The sequence below is a fragment of the Streptomyces sp. NPDC037126 genome, from assembly GCF_055605965.1.
Window position 1 is genome coordinate 124,959 of the sequence record NZ_JBVJTD010000004.1, and the last position, 23,024, is coordinate 147,982.

Genomic DNA, 23,024 nt, shown 5'->3' on the forward strand with positions numbered 1-23,024 from the left:
TCATAAGCGGATCTTATGACTTTCCCATGGGTTACTTATGGCCCTGGTGCTTCCCCCGGCCCCCGCCTGTGCCCGACCCTGTCACCGTGCCGGAGGGGCCGGCCGCCAGGGGAGGGACGGCGTGGGCGGACACGCGGGGACGACCGTGGCGGTCACGGGCGGCAGCGGCTTCGTCGGCAGCCATCTGGTACGGCGGCTCCTGCGGCGGGGCTACCGGGTGCGGGCCACCGTGCGGAACAGGGCCGACGCGGCAAAGGTCCGGCCGCTCTGGGCGCTGCAGGAGACCTTCCCCGGACAGCTGGAACTGTTCGAGGCCGATCTGCTGGAGCAGGGCGGTTTCGACGACGCGTTCCACGGCTGCTCGGTCGTCTTCCACGTGGCCTCGCCGTTCCTCATGCCGGAGCGGATCAAGGACGGCCGGCGGGACGTCGTGGACCCGGCCCTGCTCGGCACCCGCACCGTACTCGCGGCCCTGGAACGTACCCCCGATGTGCGAACCCTGGTGTTCACCTCCACCGTGGGCGCGATCTTCGGCGACTACGCCGACGTCTCGCGGATGGAAGGGGGCGTGCTCTCGGAGCGGTACGTCAACACCACCAGCACGGTGGAGAACAACCCCTACCACTACGCCAAGACGCTGGCGGAACAGGCCGCCTGGGAGGCCGAGGCGGGGCAGCACCGCTGGCGGATGGTGTCCGTCAACCCCGGCCTGATACTCGGACCCTCCTTCACCCCCGCCTCCGAGTCCGGCAGCCTCTTCCTGCTCGACGAGCTGTTCCAGGGCTACTTCTGCTACGGCGCACCGGACTTCAGCTTCACCACGGCGGACGTGCGGGACGTGGCCGACGCGCACATCGCGGCCGCCGAGAACCCGGAGGCCAGGGGGCGTTACATCGTCGCCGCCGAGACCATGACCTCGTTCCACGAGATGTCCCGGATCATCCGCGCCCGCCACCCCCATGACCTCCGGCTGCCACGCAACAGGCTTCCGCACTGGCCGGTGCGGGTCCTGGGCCCCGCCTTCGGGCTCACCCAGGACTACATCCGCAAGCACCTCGGCATCCGCTTCCGCGTCGACAACAGCCGCAGCCTCCGCGAACTCGGTCTGACCTACCGGCCCGTGGCGCAGACCCTGCTCGACCACTACGAGAGCAGACGGGCCGGCCGCACCCCACGGCGGCTCATGCGGGCCTGATGATCCGGTGGATCGCCGCTTCCCCGGCGCCGTAGATCGACTCCTCGCGGATCGTCGCACCCGGACCCGGAGCGTGGACCATCATGCCGCCGCCGACGTGAAGGCCGACGTGCCGGTCGTCGTCGAAGAACAGGACGAGATCACCGGGTTCGAGCCCGGCGGGCATGACCGGGGCACCGGCCAGCGCCTGCTCGTGCGCGGCGCGCGGCAACGCGACCCCGGCGGACCTCCACGCCGCCTGCGTGAGACTCGAGCAGTCGTACGAGCCCGGCCCCATCGCACCCCAGACGCACGGCTTCCCGATCTGCGCCCGGGCGAAGGCGATGGCCTTGGCGGCCCGCACGGCACGGGGGGTCTCGGGGGTGTCCGCGACGGCCGGGTGGGCGAGCGAGCCGGTGTCCGTGACCGGTGCCGGGTACGCGAGGGAGGTGGCGGCTGCCGCCTGCGCGGGGTGCGCGAGGACGCCGGTGACCGTGACCGGGGTGGCAGGTGTTCCCGATGCCGGGTATGCGAGAGGTCCCGCGTCCGCGGGGGCTGTTGCGGGTGCCGGGTACGTGAGGGAGCCCGTGTCGGCCGGCTCTAGAGGTTGTTGCCACTGCATGGCCTGCTGCGGAGCGGCGAGTTGGCCCGGTGCCCCGGCGCTCAGTTGGGCTGCGCGGCCCGCACCGAGCAGCGGAGCCTGCGCCGCCGCGGGCGCGGGCTGCGTGGTGCGCGAGGCGAGAAGGTCGCGGGCGGCGCCGAGCTTGGCGCGGACGCCGGCCTTGGCGGCACCGGGGGAGGGGCGGCCCAGCACGGCGGTGCCCGGCAGCTGCCGCGGCTCCTGGACCGGGTTCCCGAGCACGGAGGGGGCCGCGGCGACAGGCAGAACGGCCGTCTCGACGGGACCGCCACCGACGAGCGCGGCCGCCCCGAGACCGGGTGTCGCCGGGCCTGCCAGGCCGACCGGTCCTGCGTGACCGAGGCCGGGCATCGCCGGGCCCGCGAGGCCGACCGGATCCGACGTGCCGAGGCCAGGCATCGCCGGGCCCGCGAGGCCGACAGGTTCTGCCGCACCGAGGGCGGACATCGCCGGGCCCGCGAGGTTGACCGGTTCCGCAGCATCGAGGCCGGGCACCGGCGGGCCGCCGAGGCCGACCGGTTCCGGTGCGGCGAGGCCGAGGGCCATCGGGCCGCCAACTCCCGCCGTTTCCACCGCACGTGCACCGGGCTCCGCCGCCCAATCGAATCCGGCCGCTCCCACCACACCGACGCTGGACCCAAGTCCCGGCGCTTCCGGCGCACTTGTGCCCGGCGCGGTTGCCCAATCGAGTCCGGCCGTCCCCACCGCCCAGCCGCTTCCAGCGGTTTGCACGGCGCCCGCACCGTGTTCCGGTGTCCACCCACCTCCGGTGATCCCCGCCGAGCTTGCGCCAAGTTCCGGTGCCCAGCTGCTTCCAGTGGTTTGCACGGCACCCGTTCCGAGTTCCGGCGTCCAGCCGCCCCCGGCGGTCCCCGCCGCGCCCGCGCCAAGTTCCGGCGTCCAGGCGCTTCCAGTGGTTTGCACGGCACCGTTGCCGAGTTCCGGTGTCCAGCCGCCCCCGGCGGTTCCCGCCGCGCCCGCGCCAAGTTCCGGCGTCCAGTCGCCTCCGGTGGTTTGCACGGCACCGGTACCAAGTTCTGGCGTCCACCCACCCCCGGCGGTCCCCGTAGCCCCCGTGTCAAGTTCCGGCGTCCACCCGCCCCCTGCCATCTGCACCGCGCCTGCGGCCCGCTCCGCGCTCCACGTGGGGCCTGTCGCGGGGGCGGTGCCGGTGTCGGGCATCGGTGACCGTCCGAGGCCGGTCGCCGATGCCTGCGTGCCGTTACCGAACCGGGCTGCCGCGCCGGGGTCTGCCGGTTCCGGTGTCATGCGGCGGGAGGTGTCCGGGAGGCTCGTCAGCTCCGGCGTGCCGCCGAACGGCTGCGTCGGGCGGTCGGACACATCGCGGTTGCCCGGGGGACTGGGCAACGCGGGGAGTGCGGCGGGGAGTTCGAGGCGGCGGGGAGCCGGCAGGGCCGCCCGTGCACCGTCCGGAGCCGGGAGGGAGAGACCGGTGGCGGACGACGAGGGGCCGGGCGGGAGTTCGGCCACCGCTCGGCCGGTGGGCCGTTCCAGGGCCGGCAGGCCGAGCGCCGCGGCGTCCCACTCGCGCTCCGAACCCCGGCCCTCGGGACGCGGCTGCCGGTCGGCCGGCAGGACCGCGGGGACCGAAGGGCCGAGCTTGGCGCGTGCCGACTCGAACCACTGCTGGGTCATCGCGTCGAGAGCGGGATCCGGGCGCCGGCCCGACCGCTTGGCCAACGGGACCCCTCGTGAACGCGTCTTGGCCGCCATGGCCCGCGTCGCGTTGAAGTTCCCCGTCGCGTTCTCGGCCTGGTCGTACAGGGAGTGGATCCTCTGCTGGACCTCGTCGCGGCTCTCCGGCGCCATGGAAGACGTGCTCCTTCCTCGCCCCGCAGGGCAGTTGGGCCGCTCCGTCCGGACTCCGTCGTGCGCGGTGCCGGACCACGGCGGCTCGCCGGGGGTCAGCCGGCGGCTCGCGTCAACCTAGCCAACGTGTGTACCTCGTGTGAAGGTTGAGGTCTTATATGTCCGATACGTATTTGTGATGTTCGTGGTGTCGTTCGAAGGGGAACGGGTGGGGTCCGCGTTTTCCTGTGAGGTCCCGGTGAATTCCCGATCCGGTTGAACACGGCGGCGCCGCCGTGCGTATGGGGCAGGGGGAATTCCATGCCCGACCGGTGAACACACAGGGGACGACCTTGGTACGCAACAGGCGCAGACGCCCGACCGGCGCAAGACGCGCGACCCTCGCAGCAGTGGCCCTGATGCTGGGCGGCGGCGGACTCGTCGCGGTGAACGTCTACGCCTCCGCCAGCGAAGGCTGGGGCGACGGGGACGCCACGACCGGCGGACACGTCCTGTCCGCCGGCATGTCCACGATCTACTGCCCCGACGTCGGCAGCCGCCTGACCGACGTACCGGACGCGGCCCGGCCGGACGTCGACCGCGAACTCGCCCTGCTCGACCAGCAGACGGCGGCGGCGTACCGGCAGTTCCAGCAGTCCGGGCAGGCCACCGGCTCGGCCGACGGCTCGATCATGGACCCGCTGAAGGAGAAGCGGACGGCTGCCCTCGGTCGCATCGCCGACGCCATCGACCGGGTCGGGGACCGTCCGCAGGGTCTGGAGGACCTGGCCGCGTGCACCCTGCACCCCGCGGGCGACGGGACCGGTGACGGCGGTCAGGCCTCAGCCCCGCCGAGCGGGGGAGCCCAGCAGAGCGGCGGCGGCCAGGAGCAGGGCGGCGGCGGTGCGGGGCAGAACGGCGCGGGCCAGGGCGGCAACGGGCCCGTCGTCTCCGACTACGCGGACATCACCGCCGTACAGCCCGACGTGCCGACCCCGGCCGAGCAGGCCGGCGCCTCGCGCGGCAGCTTCACCTCCGACTGCGGGGTCAACGCGAACGGCCTGTTCAACTCGGACAACGTCATCGTGGCTCCCGGAGTCACCAACGGCGCCCATCACTTCCACGACTACGTGGGCAACCAGGGCAACAACGCCTTCGCCGGCGACCAGGACCTGGCCGACGCCGGTACGAGCTGTGTGGACAAGGGCGACAAGTCCTCGTACTACTGGCCGGTGCTGCGTCTGCAGAACGGCACCCAGGAGCGGGACGCCGGCTCCCCGGGCGGCGGCACTGAGGGCAACGCGGGCCAGATCGTCACGCCCAAGCAGGTCACGCTGACCTTCCTGGGCAACCCGCGGGCCAAGGTCACCGCGATGCCGCGCCTGTTGCGCATCATCACCGGCGACGCCAAGGCCTTCGTCAGCGGGCCCGCCAACGCCAACGCGTCCTGGAGCTGCACCGGTTACGAGAACCGGCAGCTGAAGGACAAGTACCCGCTGTGCCCGCCGGGCAGCGACGTCGTGCGCAGCTTCCGGTTCCAGAGCTGCTGGGACGGCCGCAACATCGACAGTGCCAACCACCGCACCCACGTGGCCTTCGCCGCCGAGGACGGCTCCTGCCCCACGGGCTTCGAGCCCATCCCGCAGCTGGTGGAGCGCATCGTCTACGACGTCCCCGCGCCGAGCGTGCAGGACGGTGGCCGTACGGTCCCGCTGTTCGCGGTGGACTCCTTCCCCGAGCAGCTGCACAAGCCCGTCACCGACCACGGCGACTTCATCAACGTATTCGACGAGGGCCTGATGCGGACGATGGTCGACTGCATCAACTCCGGCCGCACCTGCGGCCCGACGGGCGGCGACCCGGGTACGACTCCCGCGCCGACGGCGAGCTCCGGCACCGGTACGCCTCCGGCTCCGGGCGGCGCCGACACGGCGGCCCCCGGCGCGAGCGCGACGGCCGCGCCGACCGCGACGGCCGCGCCGACCGCGACGGTCACCGACCCCGGTGGCCTGCCGAGGACCGACGCGTCGGTGTCCCCGAGCCACACCACCGGGCACCGCGCGCCGGCACGGTCGGCGAAGCCCACCGCGGCCCCGCCGTCCCCCTCCGGGGGGTCCGGCACCGGAAAGGCCGGCCGGGCGACCCGGACCGCGCCCGTGGAGTCCCCGTCCGCCGGTGCGACGGCGGCCGGGTCGGGTCAGGCGCGGCCGGCGCCGGCCGCGCCCACCGCGTCCCAGTCCTCGGCCGCCGGGTACGTCCCGCCCGCGGTGGCGCAGGGCGAGCCCCAGGGGACGCGCGGCGGACTGGCGGAGACCGGGGCCCATCTGTGGCCGGCCGCCATCGGCGTCCTGCTCGCGCTGTCGGGTGCGTTCATGCTGCTCCGGGCCAGGCGCCTGCGTTACTGAAGTGCCCGGACGGACGGCCCTCAGGAGAGCGTCATGCTCCGCTTGGCCAGTTCGTACGCGGGCAGCATCGCGTCGTGCTCCTCGGTGTCCATACCGCCGAGGTGCACGACGACAGGGCCGTCCGGCGTGCCGACGGCGAAGGCGCTCTCCTTCTTCGTCTCGTCCAGGAGCTTGCTCGTGTAGAGGTACTCCACCTCCACGGCGTCGAGGCCGCCGCCGGTGCGGAAGGAGTGGTAGCGCTCCTTGCTGACGTTGTCCTCCGCGGCGACGAACGCCCGCAGGACACTGCGCGTGTCGGCGTCGCCCGGCTTGCCCGTCCACACGCGCAGGAAGCCGATGTCACCGGCCGGCTTTGCGTCGATCTCGCAGGCTGCCGTGACCGGCCCCTGGCGCAGGAGGGCGTCGGCGAGCGCCCCGCTCGGATCGCCGTCGGAACCCTTGGACTCCTTGCCGGAGTCGATCGCCTTGGGCTTCCACTGCTTGGCGACGGCGAAACGGACGGGCAGTTCGCAGGCCGAACCGGCGGCGCCGATCGTGTCGTCCTTCGCCGCCGGGGACTTGGCCCCCGCCGCGTCCGCGGCCGGCGACGCGCTCGCGGGCTTCTTCCCGTCTCCGCCGTCCGACCCCGAGCAGCCGGCCAGCAGCGCCGCCAGCGCCACCGCCACGGCCGCCCGGCCCCCCACTGTCCCCACCCTGACCTGCACTGTTGCGTCTCCCCTCCGATGCGGAGCCGCCACTGTAACGGAGGGTACCGACAACCCCCCGCCCATTTTCGTCACGTGGGACCGAGGAAGGTCCCCAGGGCGGCCGCGACCTCCTCGGGGGCCTCGACCTGCGGATAGTGGCCGACGGCGGGCGGGCCGGCGAGTTCCGTGACGCTCGCCGACGGCATGCGTTCCCTGATGCGGGCGAGTACGTGGGCACCGCTGATCGGGTCGGCCGGCCCCCAGACGAAGGAGACCGGGCCGCGGTAGCCCTCCAGCGCGGCGATCCAGCGGGCCTGGTGTTCGCGCCGCTCGTCGATGTAGCGCAGCAGCCGCGGCGCCAGCAGGTGGCCGTGGTCCCGGGAGACGCTCTCCCACATGGCGTGCAGATCCTCGTCCGGGACCTCGCGGCCCAGCACCCGGCGCATCGAGGTGCGGAAGCCGCGCTCGGACACGGCGTGGGCGAGCAGCGGTCCGAACCGCCCGTGGAGCATCCGCTGTACGGCGATGGGGCGGTGCAGATCGGGGTACAGGCCCCCGTTGAGCCAGGCCATCCTCGTGATGCGGCCGGAGTTCCGCGCGAGCAGTTCCTGGGCCACGCTCACCCCGTAGTCGTGGGCGACCAGTGCTGTGTCGCCGATACCGAGGGTCCGCCAGACGTCCTCCACCAGATCGGCCTGTTCCAGCACGGAGTAGGGGTGATGGCGCGGCTTGTCGCTGTGTCCGAAGCCGAGCAGGTCGAACGTCGTGACGCGAAGGCCCCTCTCCGCGAGCCGGGGCACGATCGGCGACCAGTCGTGCGACGAAGTGGGGAAGCCGTGCACGAGCGTCACCGGCGCACCGTCGGCGGGGCCGTCCTGGCGGACGAACAGCGTGTGGGCGCCCGTGCGCCCCCGCACGCCGAACCGGTCGCCCCCCGCGGCCCACCGGGCGTTCGACGGCATGGTGGTCCGGGACATCAGCGGCCCTCCCAGGTTCCGGCGATGCCGTCGAGGAGGCATCGCAGACCGAACTCGAACTCGTGCTCGCCGTCCGGGACCCCCAGCAGGCCGGAGTGGGCGGTGACGAGCGGATACCGTCCCGCGGGCAGCGAGGCGAACAGATCGCTCATGGCCGCCCGTTGCTCCCGTGTGCGGGCCGCGCCACCGGTGTCCAGGACCACGGCCCCGACCACGTAGTGGGTGACCGTGAGATAGATGCGCACCGCGCTTTCGGCCGGCCAGCCCGCCTCGGTCAGCAGGCGCAGACCCTGCTCACGGGCCCGGAGCGCGTTGGGCCCGAGCAACTGCCCGCGGGTGAGCAGCGGGACCAGGGCCCGGTGCGCCAGCAGGACCCGCCGGTACTCCCGGGCCCCGGCCTCGGTGCCCGCCCGCCAGTCCGCGCCCGGGTGGGGGAGTGAGACCTCCCCCAGCATGTGGTCGACCAGTTCCACGAGCAGTGCCTCGCGGCTCGGTACGTGGCGGTACAGCGAGGTGTGCCGCACGCTCATCCGCTCGGCGACCGCCCGCATCGTCAGCGCGTCCAGTCCCTCCTCGTCGGCGATCCGCAGCGACGCGGCCAGGACGGCGTCGAGGGTGAGCCCCTCGGTCCGGGTCCGCCGGCGGCCGCGAGCCGCGTAGCGTCCGCTCCACCAGGCGGCCGAGCCGACCTCGGGCACCGGCTCGTCGTGCGTGCCGCTCTGTGGGGTCATGTCCAGGCGTGCCGTTCGACCAGGCCGGGGTGCCACGGCGGGGAGCCGGAACCCAGCCACCGCCCGGGCGCCCGGCGAAACCATGCGTCCAGTGGACGCACCTTATGCGTCCACTGGACGCATGGGCAAGGGAGCCCCATGCGCCAGGGCTCCACCGGCGGCGTGCCCGGATCACTCCGGGTGGGCCACTGCGTCCTTCTGCAGCTGTACCGCGGCGAGCAGGCTCAGCATCGGCTCCGCCTGGCGTAGCGCCTTCAGTGCCGCGACCGAGGCGAGGTCGCCGGTGAAGCCGGCGGCTGCCAGCCGCGAGCGGACCCAGGCGCCGCGCAGCCGGGCATCGTCGGCGGCGGCGGTCGACTCGGCCACGGTGAGGGCCCGTTCCAGTCCGGGGCGCTCCTCGGGCGAGGCCCCGGCCAGCGCCTCGCGCAGCCGGGCCGCCACCACGTCCGCGTCCCGGAGGAGCAGTACGAAGTTGTGTTTCCTGTTCAGTCCCGTGATTCCCGCCATGTGGATCACCCTGGCCGCCGGGCGCCCTGCGGCCAAGCCGATTTGAGGAACTCCAGAGGTCGCGGGGGGCGGAAATCGGCAGGCGGACCCGCCAGTGCCCGGCGTACCGTCCCGCCCATGCCTGAGCTGCAGTTGCTGCGTCCGGACCACGCCCCCGCACTGCTCGCGTTCGAGCGGGAGAACAGGGCCTACTTCGCGGCGTCCATCCCCGATCGGGGCGACGAGTACTTCGCCCGGTTCGACGAGCGGCACCGCGCCCTGCTGGCCGAGCAGGCGTCCGGGATCTGCCGTTTCCACGTGCTGGTGGGCGACGAGGGCGAGGTGCTCGGGAGGATCAACCTGATGGACCTGGTGGACGGCGGTGCCGAGCTCGGCTACCGGATCGGGCGCCGGGCCGCGGGCCGGGGGCTGGCGACCTCGGCCGTGCTGGAGGTGTGCGGACTCGCCGCGGGCCGTTACGGGCTGACCGCGCTGCGGGCCCGGACCACCCTCGACAACGCGGCGTCCCGGGCCGTGCTGGCCCGTACGGGGTTCACCGTGACCGGCGAGACGGTGCTCTCCGGCCGCCCCGGGCTGACGTACGTCCGGGCCCTGGGGGACTTCTCCGTACCGCGGCCACAGACGGGTCGGCGCCCGGGCTCCGGGCACTGACGGGCGCAACCGAGGGAGCGGCGGCCGAACCAGTCCCGCGGTCCTTCCCCGGCCGGCGCATAGGCACCGGGGTCGCTGCCCACCGACCAGGGCGCCGCTGTCGACCGGCTCACCGACCGGCCCGCGGCCGACGGCTGTCGGGCGCCGCCCGGGATCACTCCCCGGCGCGCCGGCAGTGCAGGAACAGGTGCGGCTCGGACCCGGCCCCGGGGTGGTCCGGGGCGAACAGGGCACGCTCCTCGGCCAGCACCGTCAGACCCGCCCCGGTCACCAGCTCCGTGAAGTCCTCGGGGGCGAAGCTCGTCACCCGCACCGGCTGACCCATGAAGACCGCCTCGACGCCCTCCACGTCGAGGGGCACGGTCGCAAGCGCCACCAGGCCGCCCGGCCGTACCGCCCGCGCCAGCCGGCGTACGACGGCGGACTGCTCGGCCCGGGACATCTGGAGCAGCGAGAAGTAGGCGCAGACCGCGTCGTACGCCCCCTCCTCCAGGGGGAGTTCACGGATGTCCGCCAGCCGGAACCCGGCGCCGGGCACCTGCCTGGCGGCCAGCCGGACCATGACGGGGGAGACGTCGACGCCGAGCACGCGGTGACCCGCCTCGGCGAGGGTCTCGGCGGTGGGCCGTCCGGTCCCGCTGCCCACGTCCAGCACCCGGCTGCCCGGCTCCAGCCGGTCCAGCAGCCAGCGCAGGGACGCCCGGTGCGCCTCGGAAGAGGCGAACGCCTTCTCGTAGTCCAGACCCAGCGCGTCGAACACCACGGCCGCCGGCACCCGGCGCTCGTCCTCGGCCACCACGGCTCCTCCCGTCGTCCCGCACCGCCGCCGGGCATCGTCGCATCCCGGGCCGCCGCCCACAACGGCGCCGCCGCGGACCCGTTTGCGCACCCCGGCCCGCGCACGGCAGGGTTCGGGTGTGCCCACCCTGCTGATCGTCCACCACACCCCGTCGCCCAACTGCCAGGCCCTGTTCGAGGCCGTCGTCTCCGGGGCCACGACACCCGAGATCGAGGGCGTCCGGGTCGTCCGTCGGGCCGCCTTGTCGGCCGGCGCGGCCGACGTCCTCGAAGCCGACGGCTACCTCCTCGGCACGCCCGCCAACCTCGGCTACGTCTCCGGCGCCCTCAAGCACTTCTTCGACCAGATCTACTACCCCTGCCTCGACGAGACCCGCGGCCGCCCCTTCGGCTACTACGTCCACGGCGGCAACGACGTGACCGGCGCCGTCCGTGCCATCGAGTCCATCACGACCGGGCTCGGCTGGCGCCGTGCGGCCGACCCGGTCACGGTCACCGGCGAACCGGGCAGGACGGACACGGAGGCGTGCTGGGAGCTCGGAGCGACCGTCGCCGCCGGACTGTCGGCCTGACGCGGCCCGCCGCGCCCCCGGCCTCCGGGTACGCCCGCCCGCCGGCGCCCGGGCCTGCGTAGTACCGCGGTACCACCAGACCTGCCCCGTTCAGCCCCCGGTACCACGGGTCGGGGCGGCCGCGGACCCTAGCGTTGAGGATGAGGCGTCGAGCGCGACGGACGCCGGAGTCCGAGAGAGGGAACGCGAATGATCGACGCACAGCGACTGACCAAGAGGTACGGCGAGAAGACCGCGGTCGACGGCCTGGAGTTCGTCGTGAAGCCGGGCACCGTCACCGGCTTCCTGGGCCCGAACGGCGCCGGCAAGTCCACCACCATGCGCATGATCGTCGGCCTCGACGCCCCCACCAGCGGCTCCGTCACGGTCAACGGCCGGCGCTACGCCCGCCACCGCGCCCCGCTCCAGGAGGTCGGCGCCCTGCTGGAGGCGAAGTCCGTCCACCCGGGCCGCTCCGCCTACAACCACCTCAGGGCGCTCGCGCTGACCCACGGCATCCCGCGCCGCCGGGTCGACGAGGTCATCGAACTGTCCGGTCTCGGCAGCGTGGCCGGGAAACGGGCCGGGGCCTTCTCGCTCGGCATGGGGCAGCGGCTCGGCATCGCGGCGGCCCTGCTCGGCGACCCGCAGACGGTGATGCTGGACGAGCCCGTCAACGGGCTCGACCCCGAGGGCGTGCTCTGGATCCGCAACCTGCTGACCACGCTCGCGGCCGAGGGGCGCACCGTGTTCGTCTCCTCGCACCTGATGAGCGAGGTCGCGCTGGTGGCGGACCACCTGATCGTCGTGGGCCGGGGACGGCTGCTCGCCGACACGACCGTACGGGACCTGGTGCGCGAGGCCGGCGGCGACACCGTGAAGGTCGCGACCCAGGACCCCGCTCGGCTGCGGGAGGTGCTGGCCGGGCCGGGCGTGGAGATCACCGGGCGCATCGGCTCCGAGGAGCTGCAGGTGACCGGGGTGACCGCCCGCGAGATCGGGCTGAAGGCGGCCGAGCACGGGATCCCCCTGTTCGAACTGACCTCGAAGGCGGTCTCGCTGGAGTCGGCCTTCATGGAACTGACCAGGGACGCCGTGGAGTACCACGGCTCCACGACGGGCACCGAGATCCCCGGGAGCGCCGCATGAGCACCCTCACCACCACCGCCGAGGCGCCCACGAGCGCTCCCGCCCGCCCGGACTACCGGGTCACCGGACGGCGCGTGCTGTCCTCGGAGTGGGCCAAACTCTGGACCCTGCGCTCCACCTGGATCACCCTCGGCCTCGGGCTGCTGTTCCTCGTCGCCTTCGGCGTCATCGCCGCGAGCCGCTACAAGTCCATGATCGGCTCCCCCCGCATGGACCGGGACTTCGCCCACGCCACGGCCGTGAGCCTGTCCCTCTTCGGCACCAACTTCGCCCAGCTGGCCCTCGGGGTCCTCGGCGTGCTGGTCACGGCGGGGGAGTACTCCACCGGCATGATCCGCTCCACCATGGCGGCCGTACCGCGCCGGCTGCCCGTGCTGTGGTCCAAGGCGACGGTGTACGGGCTGGTCGCGCTGGTCGTCGGCACCGTCGGCGCGTGCGTCGCCTTCCTCATCGGCAGCCGGATCGTCTCCGGCACCTCCGCCGCCCTGAGCCTGGGCGACGCGGGAGTCGTCCGCAGCCTGCTCGGCGCCGGGCTCTACCTCGGTCTGGTCGGCGTGATCGGCACCGCCCTGGGCGCGCTGCTGCGCTCCGTCGCCGGCGGCATCTCGGTCCTCGTCGCCGCCCTCATGCTCGTCCCCGGGCTGGTCTCCCTCCTGCCCAGCTCCTGGCAGAACGACGTCAGCCCGTACCTGCCGGGCAACGCGGGCCAGTCCGTTTTCGCCCTGACGCACGACTCCACCACCCTCTCGCCCGGCGCCGGACTGCTCGTCTTCCTCGGCTGGACCGCGCTCGCGCTGGCCGGGGCGGCGTACCGTCTGCTGCGCAGCGACGTCTGACCAAGCGCACCGCGCGGCGGAGACCGAATGACCACCGAAGAACTCAGCGGCATGGGGCCGCTGGTCGCCCGGCTCGGCCGGGCCGGCCAGCGGCTCCGGCAGGCCGACCGCGCCCACCCGTGGGTGCTGGACACCGCGGTGGTGGTCGTGGTCTTCCTGATGTTCTGCCTGCCGGACCTGCTGCACGGGGGCGCCGGCGACGGCGACGGACACCGCAGGTTCCGGCTCGCGCTCACCCGTCTGCCACTCGCGGGCATGCTCGCCCTGCAGGCGGGCCTGGTGCTGCCGCTGCTGTGGCGACGGCGGCGGCCGGCGGCGGCCTTCGCGGCGGTCGCCGCCGTGTTCGTCGTCCAGTGGTCCCTGGGTGCCGCGCTGCGCGCGGACATCGCCCTCTTCATCGCCCTGTACAGCATGGCCCTGCACGGCCGACTGCGGCAGCTGCCGTGGGCCTGCGCCGCCATGACCGGCGCACTGGCCCTGGTCGCCGTGCGGGTGTCGGCCGCCGTGTCCGTGGGGGACGCCCTGTTCTTCCTGGTGAGCACGGCGACCGCGGCCCTCGCGCTCGGCCTGATGATCCGGATCCGCCGCGCGCAGCTGGCCGGGCTGCGCGAGCGGGCGGCGCGGCTGGAGATCGAACGCGACCAGCGCAGCCGGCTGGCGGCCGCGACCGAGCGCACCCGGGTCGCCCGGGAGATGCACGACATCGTCGGCCACAACCTGTCCGTCATCATCACCCTCGCCGACGCCGGCGCGTACGCGGGTGGCGCCGCCCCGGAACGCGGGATCGAGGCGCTCCGGCTCATCGGCGACACCGGCCGCCAGGCGCTCGGGGAACTGCGGCGCGTGCTCGGCGTGCTGCGCGAACCGGACGGCCCCGCCGCCGAGCCCGAGCTCAGCCCGCAACCCGGCCTCGCCGACATCGACGCGCTGTGCGAGGGTGTGCGGGCCGCCGGTCTCGACGTCGTCTACCGGACCGCCGGGGACGTCGACGGGCTGGACGGCGGGGTACAGCTGACGGTCTACCGGATCGTGCAGGAAGCCATGACGAACACGCTGAAACACGCCGGCGCCGGCACCCGGGTGAACCTGGCGATCGACGTCGAGGACACCCGGATCGGCATCGACGTCCGGGACACCGGCCCGGCGGCCCGGCCGGGACCGCCGAACGAGGAGGGACACGGCCTGGTGGGCATGCGCGAGAGAGCGGCGCTCTACGGCGGGAACGTCAGCGCGGGCCCCGCCCCGGGCGGCGGCTGGGCGGTCGCCGCCACCCTTGACCTCACCCCCGGGGACGGTGCCCGGTGACCACCGTGCTCGTCGTCGACGACCAGCCGCTGCAGCGGTACGGGTTCCGGATGCTGCTCGACTCCGTGCCCGAGACGGAGGTGGTCGGCGAGGCGGCGCACGGTGCCGAGGCCGTGCGCAGGACCGCCGAACTGCGCCCCGACGTCGTCCTCATGGACATCCGCATGCCCGGGATGGACGGCATCGAGGCCACCCGCCGCATCGTCGCCGCCGGCGACCGCTCGCGCGTCCTCATGCTCACCACCTTCGACCTCGACGAGTACGTCCACGCCGCCCTGCGCGCCGGAGCCAGCGGCTTCCTGCTGAAGGACGCCCGCCCCGAGGAACTCCTCGCCGGCATCCGCGCCGTCGCCGGCGGCGACGCGGTCATCGCGCCCGCCCTCACCCGCCGCCTCCTGGACGAGTACGCCCGCTACGGGCCCGCCCGCGACGACGCCGACGACCCCCGGCTCGCGGCGCTGACCGAGCGCGAGCGGGAGATCCTCGTCGCCATCGGCAGGGGCTGGACCAACGGCGAGATCGCCGCCCACTTCGTGCTGTCCGAGTCCACGGTCAAGACCCACGTCGGCCGTGTCCTCGCCAAGATAGGCGCCCGCGACCGCATCCAGGCGGTGATCTTCGCCTACGACCTGGGACTCGCCCGGCCCAACGCCCTCTGAGGGCGGGCCCGCCCCGGCCGCGCGTTGCGCCGAACGGGGGACCGCCCGGGGACCGTCCGCGACGACGGCGCGGACGCCATGTGGCGCCGGAAGTCCCGTACTCCGGGCCGCGCCGCTCCCGCGCGCGTCCGCGGCGGGGCCGGACGGAGGTGCGGGGCCGGTGGCCCTGCCCGACGATGGACCCGGGTCGTGCTCCGCCGGCGCGACCGCAGCCGGTCGTACGTCGTCGAGCCGAGGGAGCGTCGGATGCGAACGGACGACACCGCACCCGTACGGCCCACGCCGGACGGACAGGACGCCAGGGAACTGCTGCGCCGTTGCGCGCGGGAGGTGGTGGACGTCGCCGAGGGCATCCGCGCGGTCTCCGCGCGCACCGGCACCGCCCTGTTCGCGCCGTCCCCGACCGGCTCCGCGCGCCGGCGGCCCCGCACCGGACTCGCCGCCCGATGGGCGCTGCTGCGGGCCCTGACCGACGGGCAGGGCCTCGGCGGCGCGGCGATCGCGGCCCCCAAGGGCATGGCCCGTGTGCTCGGCGCCGCCGCGGGGGCGCTCGGCCGGGAGAGCCTGGCCGCCCTGGTGGCCGTCACCTCCCTGCGCCTGCGGATCGCCGCGGTGCTCGTCGACCACCCCGAGGTCGGCCAGGATCCGGGCATGCGCCGGCTGATCCGCGCGCTCGCCACCGACCGCGACCAGGAGGCCGTACGGGCCCTGCGTGCCCTGTTCCGGGACCCGGCGGCCCGGCGCACCCTGTCCGGACTCGCGCCGCTGATGACCGAACTCCTCGCGATCCGGGCCTTGTTGGGATCCGGCACCGGGAGTGACCACGGCGGTCGGGTGCCCGCCGCCGGTCCCGCGCCGTTCGCCGCCCCGCCGCTCGGCGCCTCCGGCCGCGCGGGCCCGGACCGTGGCGAGGGCGCCGCCGAACCTGTGCACCTCACCGATCAGGAGAAGCAGGTCATGGCCACCGAGGGCTCCTTCCTCGGCTTCCTGCGCAACATCGAGATGCTGTCCGCCGGAGGCCGGATCCTGGTGCAGAACGTGCGCGGCCCCGACGGCGTCGTCCGCTACGTGGTCCAGGCGCCCGGCCTGGCACCCGGCCGCCCCCGCCCCGACTCCCCGGGAGACCTGGCCGCCGCCTGGCACAACCTCCTTCGGGCCGACTCGCCGTACACCCGCTCGATCGTGCTCGCCCTGGCGGACTACGGCATCCCGCGAGGCGCCGAACTCGCGCTGATCGGGCACGGTGAGGGCGGGACGGCGGTGCTGAACCTCGCCCAGGACGAGGAGTTCTGCCGCGCCCACCGAGTCACCCACGTCGTCGCCGTCGGCTCCCCGGCGGGCGACAGGAAGCCCGCCGACCCGCGTACCTGGATCGCCACCGTCACCAACCGGCACGACATCGTGCCCGTCCTCGACGGTGGCGAGGCGGGCCCCGCGTCGCCACCGCACCCCCACCTGTACGAGGTCGACTACCCCGGGCCCACCCACGAGTTCCCGCTGTGCCACCAGCCGCACGCGTACATGGAGCACCTCAGGACCGTCGTCCCCGAGGCCCGCGCGGACATCGACGAGGCCCTCACGCCCTACCACGGCCCCATCGTGCGCACCCGGGCCTACCGGCTCGGGGACCGCGCGCACCCGCCCGAGGGTCACCCCTTCCTCACCCTGCCCACCACCTCCGTCCCCAGCGCGGCGGGTCCGGTCGAGGTGCCGGTGCGCTACTACGACTCCTCCGCCGCCCACCTCTGCTTCCCGGTCGACGCCGCCGCGGCCCGGGGCCTGCTGCCCGGGGCCCCGCCGCTGACACCGAGCCGGCCGGGCGGGCGGGCCATGGCCGTGCTCTCGCTCCACGAGCACCGCTGCACCACGATCGGCCCGTACACCGAGATCGCCCTGTCCCTGCTGGTCGACGACCTGTGGCGGCCCCGCCCGTACGACGCCGTCGCCGATCTGCTGCGCCGTGCCGACCTGCGCCGCACCGGCCGGTACGTCCTCTCCCTCGCCGTCACCAGCGAGGAGGCCCGGGTGGCCGCGCAGGAGATATGGGGCCAGCCCGCCACCCGGATGAGAGCCGAGGCCGATCTGACCGACCGGGACGTCGCCGTACGGTCGCGGGACCTCGGGTTCGCCGTCCAGGGCCGGCTCGCACCGGGCGTCCGCTGCCCCCAGCCGGACTGGGTCCTCTACGGCCGCCGGGGCGAGAGCGCGGTGCGCACCCTGGTCCGGGCCCACGGCCGGCCCCGGCTGCACCCGGGCACCGGGCTCCGGGTGCGGCTCGACACCGCCGCGGCCGAACCCCTCGCCGGACAGCTGCGCCGGCTCGGCATCGACGCGGCCCGGCCGCTGTTCGTGCTGACCTGCCCCCAGTACACGGCGCATCGCAGCGCCGGTGCCGTGGTGCCGCGCTGACACCCGTACCACCGAACCGAGTTGGGAGCCGCATGGTGACCGAGCCCACCGGAGCGATCACGGCTCCCGCCGTCGAACTCCTCAAGCGAGCAGCCCAGTTGCGGGCCGACGCGGATCTCATGGACGGCTACGCCCGGCGGCTGCTCGCCACCGCGGCCACCCTGACCACCTGCCCGGCGGCACCCGACGGGAGCCGCCCCACGCTGGAGCGGCAGGCCGCCGCGTGCACCACGGCCGCCGAGCGACTGCGTACGGCGGCCGAGGCGTTGACCGCCCACGCGGGCCGATAGGGCGCGCGGGTCACCCGACCGCACGCTCAGCGGTCGTTGCCGCCCAGGTGCCACGGGGCCGGGCCCGTCCCGTCGCGCCACGCCGCGAGGTCGACGCCGTCCATGCAGACGATCCCGCACTGCCGTGCGTACTCGAGAGCGGGTTCCGTGAACTCGCTCGTGGTGACGAGCGCCGCGATGTCGGCCTCGTGGATGGTGAAACAGGTGCCCCCGAAGCGCTGCATGTCCTGTGAGCCGACCTTGTTGGTCTCGCCGTACTGCTTGCACTGGACGACCACGCGCCGCCCGTCCGGCGTGAAGGCGACGACGTCCGCCCCCAGATCCCCGGCGCCCCCCACGACCTCCACCTCCAGGCAGCCGTCCCTGGTGCACAGCTCGGCCACGGCCTGCTCGAAGCCGTCGGGGTCCAGCTCGGCGCAGTCGGCCAGGGGGTCGAGGGGCACGGGCGGAGCGGCTTCCTGCACCACCGTGGCGCGGTCCAGGCTGTCCGACGCCCGCTCGGCCGCTTCGTGCAGTGCCCGCGCGGCTCTGCGGGCGGCTCTCCCGGCGGACAGCCTGCGCCGTCCCGGCCGGGACAGCAGGGCGGCCGCGAGAGCGAGCATCGCCAGGGCCGTCGCGAACAGCGGGCGGCGCTCGACGATGCCCGCTGCGGTGCGCACCAGGAACGCGAGGAGGCAGAAGAGGATCGCGAGCAGTACGAAGAACAGGGTGGTGGTGCGCAGATCGAAGCGCCGGTCCCGGCGGACGCTTCGAACAGGGCGCGCGGGTATGGTCATCCTGGCTCTCTTCCGGACGGCGAACGAAGATCAGTGATCTACGAATGCCCAAGATCGCTCCGCACTCGCCTGCCGAGATGCCCGGAGGTTCTCGGCAAAGGCGCCGACCACGCGCGTCAGGAAGGGCACGGCACGATGACGAACGGCGACGCGTCCGTACTCGACGATCCGGTGGGCGAGTCGCTCCGCGGCCACCATGCGCACCTCGCCCGCCGGAAGGCCATCGCCCCCGGGTGACGGGGCTCCACCGGAATCGCCACGGCTGCTTTCCCAGGCCGACGGCGAAGGAGATCCGAACCGGGTCGTCGCGGTCGACTCCACGACCGTGCGTGCTCACCAGCCCGCCCTCGGGGCCCGTCAAGAGAGCCCCGGCCGGCGAGCCGCACGATCATGCCCTCCCTTGGCGAGGTGCGCGCGCCCGATGAACGGATCGATGCGCACAGCGACTTCCTGAAGGGGTGAGTCCAGGGCAGGGCGAGGCCGTCGCCGGCGGTTCGGGGCACGAGGCGGCTGTGCAGGTGGAACACGGTCTCGGCGCGCATCTGCACAGTGGCGGAGACGGCGGGTCGGTCGTGAAGCCGCCGACGTTGCCGCGGGCAGGACCAGGAGGTGGCCGTCGCCACGGCAGCCGCCGCGGTGCTCGATCGCCAGGGCGTCGGTCCACTCGTGGACGTTCGTGGCCGGGGCGCCGTCCTGGATGATCCGGCAGGACGGGCGGTCGGGGCGCGGGTGCTCGCGGAGGACCGGCGGCCGGTTGATGTGGTGGCGGGTGATCTGCACTTGGGCCCCGGCCTCCCGCATCCTGTTCCCGATGGAGTCGGCTGCGGGCGCGCAGCCGGCAGTGCACACCCAGGAGCGCTGGTACTTCTGGCACAGCCGCGGGCCGCGGTCGGAGACCGGGAGGAAGCCGAGGCGCTGTGTCGGCAGGCTGCCGACGCCGGCTGTGCTGAGCAGATCGGCCCAGCCGGCACCTGGTGGCCCTGCGGACCGGATTCGGACGGCAAGCCACCCCGTCTTGGGCCTGGTTGTGCCTGGCCCTCGCTGTATGGAGGGCCGCCTTCCGCTCACGCGGCCCGGACCATGCGGTCCAGGGCCTGTCGTTCGGATCAGGTCGGCTTGGCCCACGGTGCGTTGTCAGCCGACCGCGCCGCGCGGCGTGATCCAAACGACAGGACCTAGTGCTGGGTGCGATGCTGTGCCAGGCTGGACGGACAACCAGCCTGGTCTGGTAGGAGACCCTGCGCTGCCGGGTGGTCACCGACGTGGTGGCCGTGGGTGGGTGCGGGTGGTCTTGCTTGGCTGTGAGCGGCGTCAGTGCCGCGCGCTTGACGGCCTTCTTCCGGCAGTGGGAGTCCGACCGTAATGGGCTTTCGACCCGAACGGCGGTTCACCCCGTGCACCAATTTTTGGATGTGCAGATCAGCCATGCCCCCGGCCGGATCGTGATGACCATGGCCGGGGAACTGGACTTCACCACCTGCTCGCAGATCACCCCGGGCGTCGCCTCGCTCGCGATCTCCGGCGAGGGCCTCACCCTCGACATGACCCGGGTGACGTTCATGGACGCCAGCGGTCTGGGCTTGCTGCTGTGCTTGCGCCGGCGAGTCGTCGCGGGCGGCGGCGCGGTGGAAGTGCGCGGCGTGCAGCCCCAGGTGTGGCGCGTACTGGAGCTGACCGATACCTACGCCCAGTTCCGAGAGACCGTGCTGCACGCGCGGCCCGGGGCGTGATCTGCTGCGGCCCGCTCCATGCCGCCCGATAGCGGACTGTCAGCCCAGGCTGCCTGACTGGGTGCAGGGGGCCACGGAGCACGGGCCTGTGCCGTGGACCATGCCGTTGACGACCTGCCGGTCTGCAACGCGTGGCCGCCCCTCAGCGGCTCGTGGTATCAGCGGAGCGAGTAACTCCCGCTGCTGATATGCGAGTTCAGGTGACCTATCACCCGGCCGTGATCCACCGTCCGGTGAACTTCGAAGACGGACCCTGGTTCGAGGGCGTGATCCGACGGTGCAGGGCCGGCGGTCGAGGTGAGTTGCAAGGATGCCTTGCAAGGGTCATTTGCAACTTGTAGCCTTCCGGCATGGCCGAACAACCGCCCGCCCAAGAGATCAGCGATGTCGAGGCGTTGCGCGCCTTCGCGCACCCGATGCGGCAGAAGATCGAGCGAAGCCTGCGCCGGGGGCCCGCCAACTCCACCGCGCTGGCACGCGAATTGGGCGAGAGCACGGGGCTGGTGAGCTACCACCTGCGACAGCTGGCCAAGTACGGCTTCGTAGAAGAGGTCCCGGAGCTGGCGAAAGGGCGGGAGCGGTGGTGGCGGGCCGTGCCGGGAGACCGGCGGTTCCCGCCGTACAGCCGACAGACGCCGCAGATGCGCGAGGCACTGACCGAGATGCATCGACTCAACCTCGCCGAACTGATCGACTCCGCACGGCGGTTCGAGGAGGCGCGCGACACGCTTGGGCCCTGGGCCGACGCGGCGCTCTTCTCGCGCGCCACGCTCCGGGTCGACCCCGACCAGCTCCGCGCGTTCTTCGAGGAGTACATCGCGCTCCTCTACCGGTACTCGGCCCCGGAACGAGGGGAGGCGTCCGGGGCGCGGACCGTGCTCGTCCGGCTGCTCGGGATTCCCGAGACCGACTGACCGCGCGGCCCAACCGACAAAGAAGGGGAGATGCAAGCCATGCCGCTCCCGGCTAACTCCGCCCCGATGCGCGCCGTACTGGCCGTTTGTTCCGGCATATTAGCCAGCACCCTCCTCCTGCTGTCCGCGCCCATGGCATACGCGGGCGGGGGCGGGCTGGTCCGCCAGGAGGTGACGTTCCGGGGCGGCGGCGGACTCGTCCTGAACGGCACCCTCCTGAGCGAGAACGGAGCAGCCGGCACGGGACCGGGCATCGTACTCGTCGGCGGCTCGGGCGCCGGGCCCCGGCAGGAGTACCGTCAGGAGGCCGAGGCGTTCGCCCGGGCCGGGATCACCACGCTCCTCTATGACAAGCGGACCGTCGGCTACTCCAGGCTCCATGTGGACTTCGGCCTGCTGGCCGACGACGCGCTCGCCGGAGTGCGGTTGTTGCAGTCCAGGAGCGGGGTGAACCCACGCCAGGTCGGGCTGTGGGGGTTCAGCGAGGGGGGCTGGGTGGCGCCGCTGGCCGCGTCACGCTCGACCGACGTCGCGTTCGTCGTCACCATCGGCGGGCCCGGCTACGACCCGCTGCGTACCCAGGCCTGGAACCTCACCACGCATCTGCAGCATCAAGGGGTGGGCGGACCGTTCCGTCGCACCGTAGCCGGCCCCGCCGCCCGATTCCTGGCCTCGACGGGCCTGTTCCCTGCGGCCGGCTACGACCCCTTGCCCGCGCTGGAGCGGCTCCACCGAACCCCGGTGCTGGCTCTGTGGGGCGATCACGACACGCAGGTGCCGCCCCAGGAGAGCGCACGGAGCTTCCAGAAGGCCCTGGCCCGTGCCGGGAACCGGCACGCCGTCATCGGCTTCGTCGCCGGCGGTGCGCACAACGGGCACCGCACGTCCGACGGGTTCGACCGGATCGGCGGCCCGCTCTTCCACGGCAAGAAGCTGGGGGAGCTGGCCCCGCACTATGCGCAGACCATGACCACATGGGTGCGGGCCGTCGCCGCCGGCCACCCCCCGGCCTCGAGCACCGCCCCCGCACCCAGGCAAGCACTCGCCACCACCCCTGTACCGGACCACGCCTGGTACTCCTGGCTCGCCCCTGCGTTGCTGCTCCTCGGCTTCGCCGCCTACCCGATGGGTGCGCTCGCACGCCGCGGCCCGGTCCTGCGCCCGGTGCGATGGCTGGCCGGACTCGGCCTGCTGGCGGTGGTGGCGACGGTGACCTGCCCGCTCGCCGTCTACGTGGCGGGCGACGGTGCGGCGGCGCCCGTCGTGTGGGGCCGTCCGGCCATGTGGCTCGGGGTGCAGGCGCTCGACGTCGCCGTACTGGTGTGCGCCTGTGTCTCGGCAGCCACGCTCTGGCGCCGACGGCTGACGCCGAGCAGGGTGACCTGGCTGGGGCTGATCTCGGTCGGGCTGGCTGCGGTCGGGTTCGTCCCGTGGGCGGTGTGGTGGGGTGTTGCCGCGTGAGGCCGTCGCGTCCCTCTCCCGTCCCTGCAGCCTCCCGCACGCGCCGGAGGGCGCAGCGGCGCAGTCGTCAGAACCGTCACCCGCAGGAGGCCTTGGTTGCGCGGGAACGAGGTTTCGAGAGTGCGCCGGCTGCGGCTCACCGGTGACGCGATCGCGCCCGAGGACGCGGCCTGGCTGCGCGAGCGCCGGGACGGCTTCGCGCGAAAGCGGCGGTACTGACGCCCCGTCCGGCAGCGGGCCCCGTCCATGGTGGTGCGCTCCGCCGCCATGTACACATCGGCCCCGGCGGCCCGGTCCTGGTCGACCTGGAGACCTCCTCCGCCGACCTCGGCGAGCACGATCCGGTCGTCATGGCCCTCTCCCACGCCCGCTACGGGCTCCCCGACGAGGCGCCTCCGACCCCGGGACACTCGCCGAGTTCGAGCGGCGAGTGGCCACCGTGCGCTCCGGGGACGAGACGGTGTGCCCGTACCCGTTCTGAACGGTCCGGTCGAGCCCTGTGCGCGGCCGGACCCGCATGACCGGCCGGTCCCCTGGCTCTGCCCCCGACCTTTCCGTCTCCCCGT

At 73.7% G+C, this 23,024-nt stretch carries 20 protein-coding genes and 1 pseudogene; 14 read left to right on the top strand and 7 right to left on the bottom strand.

What is annotated here, in order from left to right; translation table 11 throughout:
• Positions 1-121: 121 nt before the first annotated feature.
• Positions 122-1,195, top strand: coding sequence for an NAD-dependent epimerase/dehydratase family protein (locus ACZ7FF_RS12095; RefSeq protein ID WP_470811650.1), 1,074 nt, complete (start codon positions 122-124; stop codon positions 1,193-1,195).
• Here ACZ7FF_RS12095 and ACZ7FF_RS12100 read toward each other — a convergent pair.
• Positions 1,182-2,360, bottom strand: a complete 1,179-nt coding sequence (locus tag ACZ7FF_RS12100) for a C40 family peptidase (RefSeq protein WP_470811652.1) — start codon at positions 2,358-2,360, stop codon at positions 1,182-1,184. The genes ACZ7FF_RS12095 and ACZ7FF_RS12100 overlap by 14 nt on opposite strands.
• 1,682 nt (positions 2,361-4,042) lie before the next feature.
• On the opposite strand from ACZ7FF_RS12100, the gene ACZ7FF_RS12105 reads away from it, so the two are divergent.
• Complete coding sequence (locus tag ACZ7FF_RS12105; protein WP_470812232.1) at positions 4,043-6,028, top strand: DUF1996 domain-containing protein; 1,986 nt, start codon at positions 4,043-4,045, stop codon at positions 6,026-6,028.
• 20 nt (positions 6,029-6,048) lie between these two features.
• Here the strand turns inward: ACZ7FF_RS12105 and ACZ7FF_RS12110 are convergent, their stop codons facing one another.
• The 4 genes from ACZ7FF_RS12110 to ACZ7FF_RS12125 form a co-directional block, all read right to left on the bottom strand.
• Positions 6,049-6,720 (bottom strand): lipoprotein, encoded by a 672-nt coding sequence (locus ACZ7FF_RS12110; RefSeq protein ID WP_470811654.1) that lies wholly within the window; start codon positions 6,718-6,720, stop codon positions 6,049-6,051.
• 83 nt (positions 6,721-6,803) lie between these two features.
• On the bottom strand, positions 6,804-7,691 hold the full coding sequence (locus tag ACZ7FF_RS12115) for an alpha/beta fold hydrolase (protein ID WP_470811655.1): 888 nt from the start codon (positions 7,689-7,691) through the stop codon (positions 6,804-6,806).
• Positions 7,691-8,422, bottom strand: a complete 732-nt coding sequence (locus ACZ7FF_RS12120) for a TetR/AcrR family transcriptional regulator (protein WP_470811657.1) — start codon at positions 8,420-8,422, stop codon at positions 7,691-7,693. The genes ACZ7FF_RS12115 and ACZ7FF_RS12120 overlap by 1 nt, the downstream gene beginning before the upstream one ends.
• A gap of 171 nt (positions 8,423-8,593) precedes the next feature.
• Positions 8,594-8,929 carry a hypothetical protein gene (locus ACZ7FF_RS12125; RefSeq protein ID WP_470811659.1) on the bottom strand — a complete coding sequence of 112 codons (336 nt, stop codon included), beginning with the start codon at positions 8,927-8,929 and terminating at the stop codon, positions 8,594-8,596.
• Between the two features lie 117 nt (positions 8,930-9,046).
• On the opposite strand from ACZ7FF_RS12125, the gene ACZ7FF_RS12130 reads away from it, so the two are divergent.
• Positions 9,047-9,580, top strand: coding sequence for a GNAT family N-acetyltransferase (locus tag ACZ7FF_RS12130; protein WP_470811661.1), 534 nt, complete (start codon positions 9,047-9,049; stop codon positions 9,578-9,580).
• Between the two features lie 154 nt (positions 9,581-9,734).
• Here the strand turns inward: ACZ7FF_RS12130 and ACZ7FF_RS12135 are convergent, their stop codons facing one another.
• On the bottom strand, positions 9,735-10,376 hold the full coding sequence (locus tag ACZ7FF_RS12135) for a class I SAM-dependent methyltransferase (RefSeq protein WP_470811662.1): 642 nt from the start codon (positions 10,374-10,376) through the stop codon (positions 9,735-9,737).
• A 121-nt stretch (positions 10,377-10,497) separates the two neighbouring features.
• Here ACZ7FF_RS12135 and ACZ7FF_RS12140 point away from each other — a divergent pair, with 121 nt between their 5' ends.
• The 7 genes from ACZ7FF_RS12140 to ACZ7FF_RS12170 all read left to right on the top strand — a co-directional run bounded on the left by ACZ7FF_RS12140 (position 10,498) and on the right by ACZ7FF_RS12170 (position 17,577).
• On the top strand, positions 10,498-10,950 hold the full coding sequence (locus tag ACZ7FF_RS12140) for a flavodoxin family protein (RefSeq protein WP_470811664.1): 453 nt from the start codon (positions 10,498-10,500) through the stop codon (positions 10,948-10,950).
• A 189-nt stretch (positions 10,951-11,139) separates the two neighbouring features.
• Positions 11,140-12,078 carry an ABC transporter ATP-binding protein gene (locus ACZ7FF_RS12145; protein ID WP_470811666.1) on the top strand — a complete coding sequence of 313 codons (939 nt, stop codon included), beginning with the start codon at positions 11,140-11,142 and terminating at the stop codon, positions 12,076-12,078.
• On the top strand, positions 12,075-12,914 hold the full coding sequence (locus ACZ7FF_RS12150) for an ABC-2 transporter permease (RefSeq protein WP_470811668.1): 840 nt from the start codon (positions 12,075-12,077) through the stop codon (positions 12,912-12,914). Before ACZ7FF_RS12145 ends, ACZ7FF_RS12150 begins: the two co-directional genes overlap by 4 nt.
• Positions 12,915-12,941: 27 nt before the next feature.
• Entirely contained in the window at positions 12,942-14,219 is a 1,278-nt protein-coding gene (locus ACZ7FF_RS12155) for a sensor histidine kinase (RefSeq protein ID WP_470811669.1), read from the top strand.
• Positions 14,216-14,878: a response regulator gene (locus ACZ7FF_RS12160; RefSeq protein ID WP_470811671.1), complete on the top strand. Its 663-nt coding sequence runs from the start codon at positions 14,216-14,218 to the stop codon at positions 14,876-14,878. The genes ACZ7FF_RS12155 and ACZ7FF_RS12160 overlap by 4 nt, the downstream gene beginning before the upstream one ends.
• Positions 14,879-15,124: 246 nt before the next feature.
• On the top strand, positions 15,125-17,287 hold the full coding sequence (locus ACZ7FF_RS12165; protein WP_470811672.1) for an acetoacetate decarboxylase family protein: 2,163 nt from the start codon (positions 15,125-15,127) through the stop codon (positions 17,285-17,287).
• A 32-nt stretch (positions 17,288-17,319) separates the two neighbouring features.
• Positions 17,320-17,577 (top strand): hypothetical protein, encoded by a 258-nt coding sequence (locus tag ACZ7FF_RS12170; RefSeq protein ID WP_470811674.1) that lies wholly within the window; start codon positions 17,320-17,322, stop codon positions 17,575-17,577.
• A 26-nt stretch (positions 17,578-17,603) separates the two neighbouring features.
• Here ACZ7FF_RS12170 and ACZ7FF_RS12175 read toward each other — a convergent pair whose 3' ends face one another.
• Positions 17,604-18,353: a restriction endonuclease gene (locus ACZ7FF_RS12175; RefSeq protein WP_470811676.1), complete on the bottom strand. Its 750-nt coding sequence runs from the start codon at positions 18,351-18,353 to the stop codon at positions 17,604-17,606.
• A 1,412-nt stretch (positions 18,354-19,765) separates the two neighbouring features.
• Here ACZ7FF_RS12175 and ACZ7FF_RS12180 point away from each other — a divergent pair.
• From ACZ7FF_RS12180 to ACZ7FF_RS12195, 4 genes and pseudogenes are all read left to right on the top strand, one after another.
• Complete coding sequence (locus ACZ7FF_RS12180) at positions 19,766-20,083, top strand: STAS domain-containing protein (protein ID WP_470811678.1); 318 nt, start codon at positions 19,766-19,768, stop codon at positions 20,081-20,083.
• A gap of 350 nt (positions 20,084-20,433) precedes the next feature.
• Entirely contained in the window at positions 20,434-20,997 is a 564-nt protein-coding gene (locus ACZ7FF_RS12185; RefSeq protein ID WP_470811680.1) for an ArsR/SmtB family transcription factor, read from the top strand.
• 39 nt (positions 20,998-21,036) lie between these two features.
• Positions 21,037-22,458 (top strand): alpha/beta hydrolase family protein, encoded by a 1,422-nt coding sequence (locus tag ACZ7FF_RS12190; protein WP_470811681.1) that lies wholly within the window; start codon positions 21,037-21,039, stop codon positions 22,456-22,458.
• A gap of 123 nt (positions 22,459-22,581) precedes the next feature.
• A pseudogene (locus tag ACZ7FF_RS12195) lies at positions 22,582-22,939 on the top strand (aminoglycoside phosphotransferase family protein); the annotation flags it as partial.
• Between the last annotated feature and the right edge of the window lie 85 nt (positions 22,940-23,024).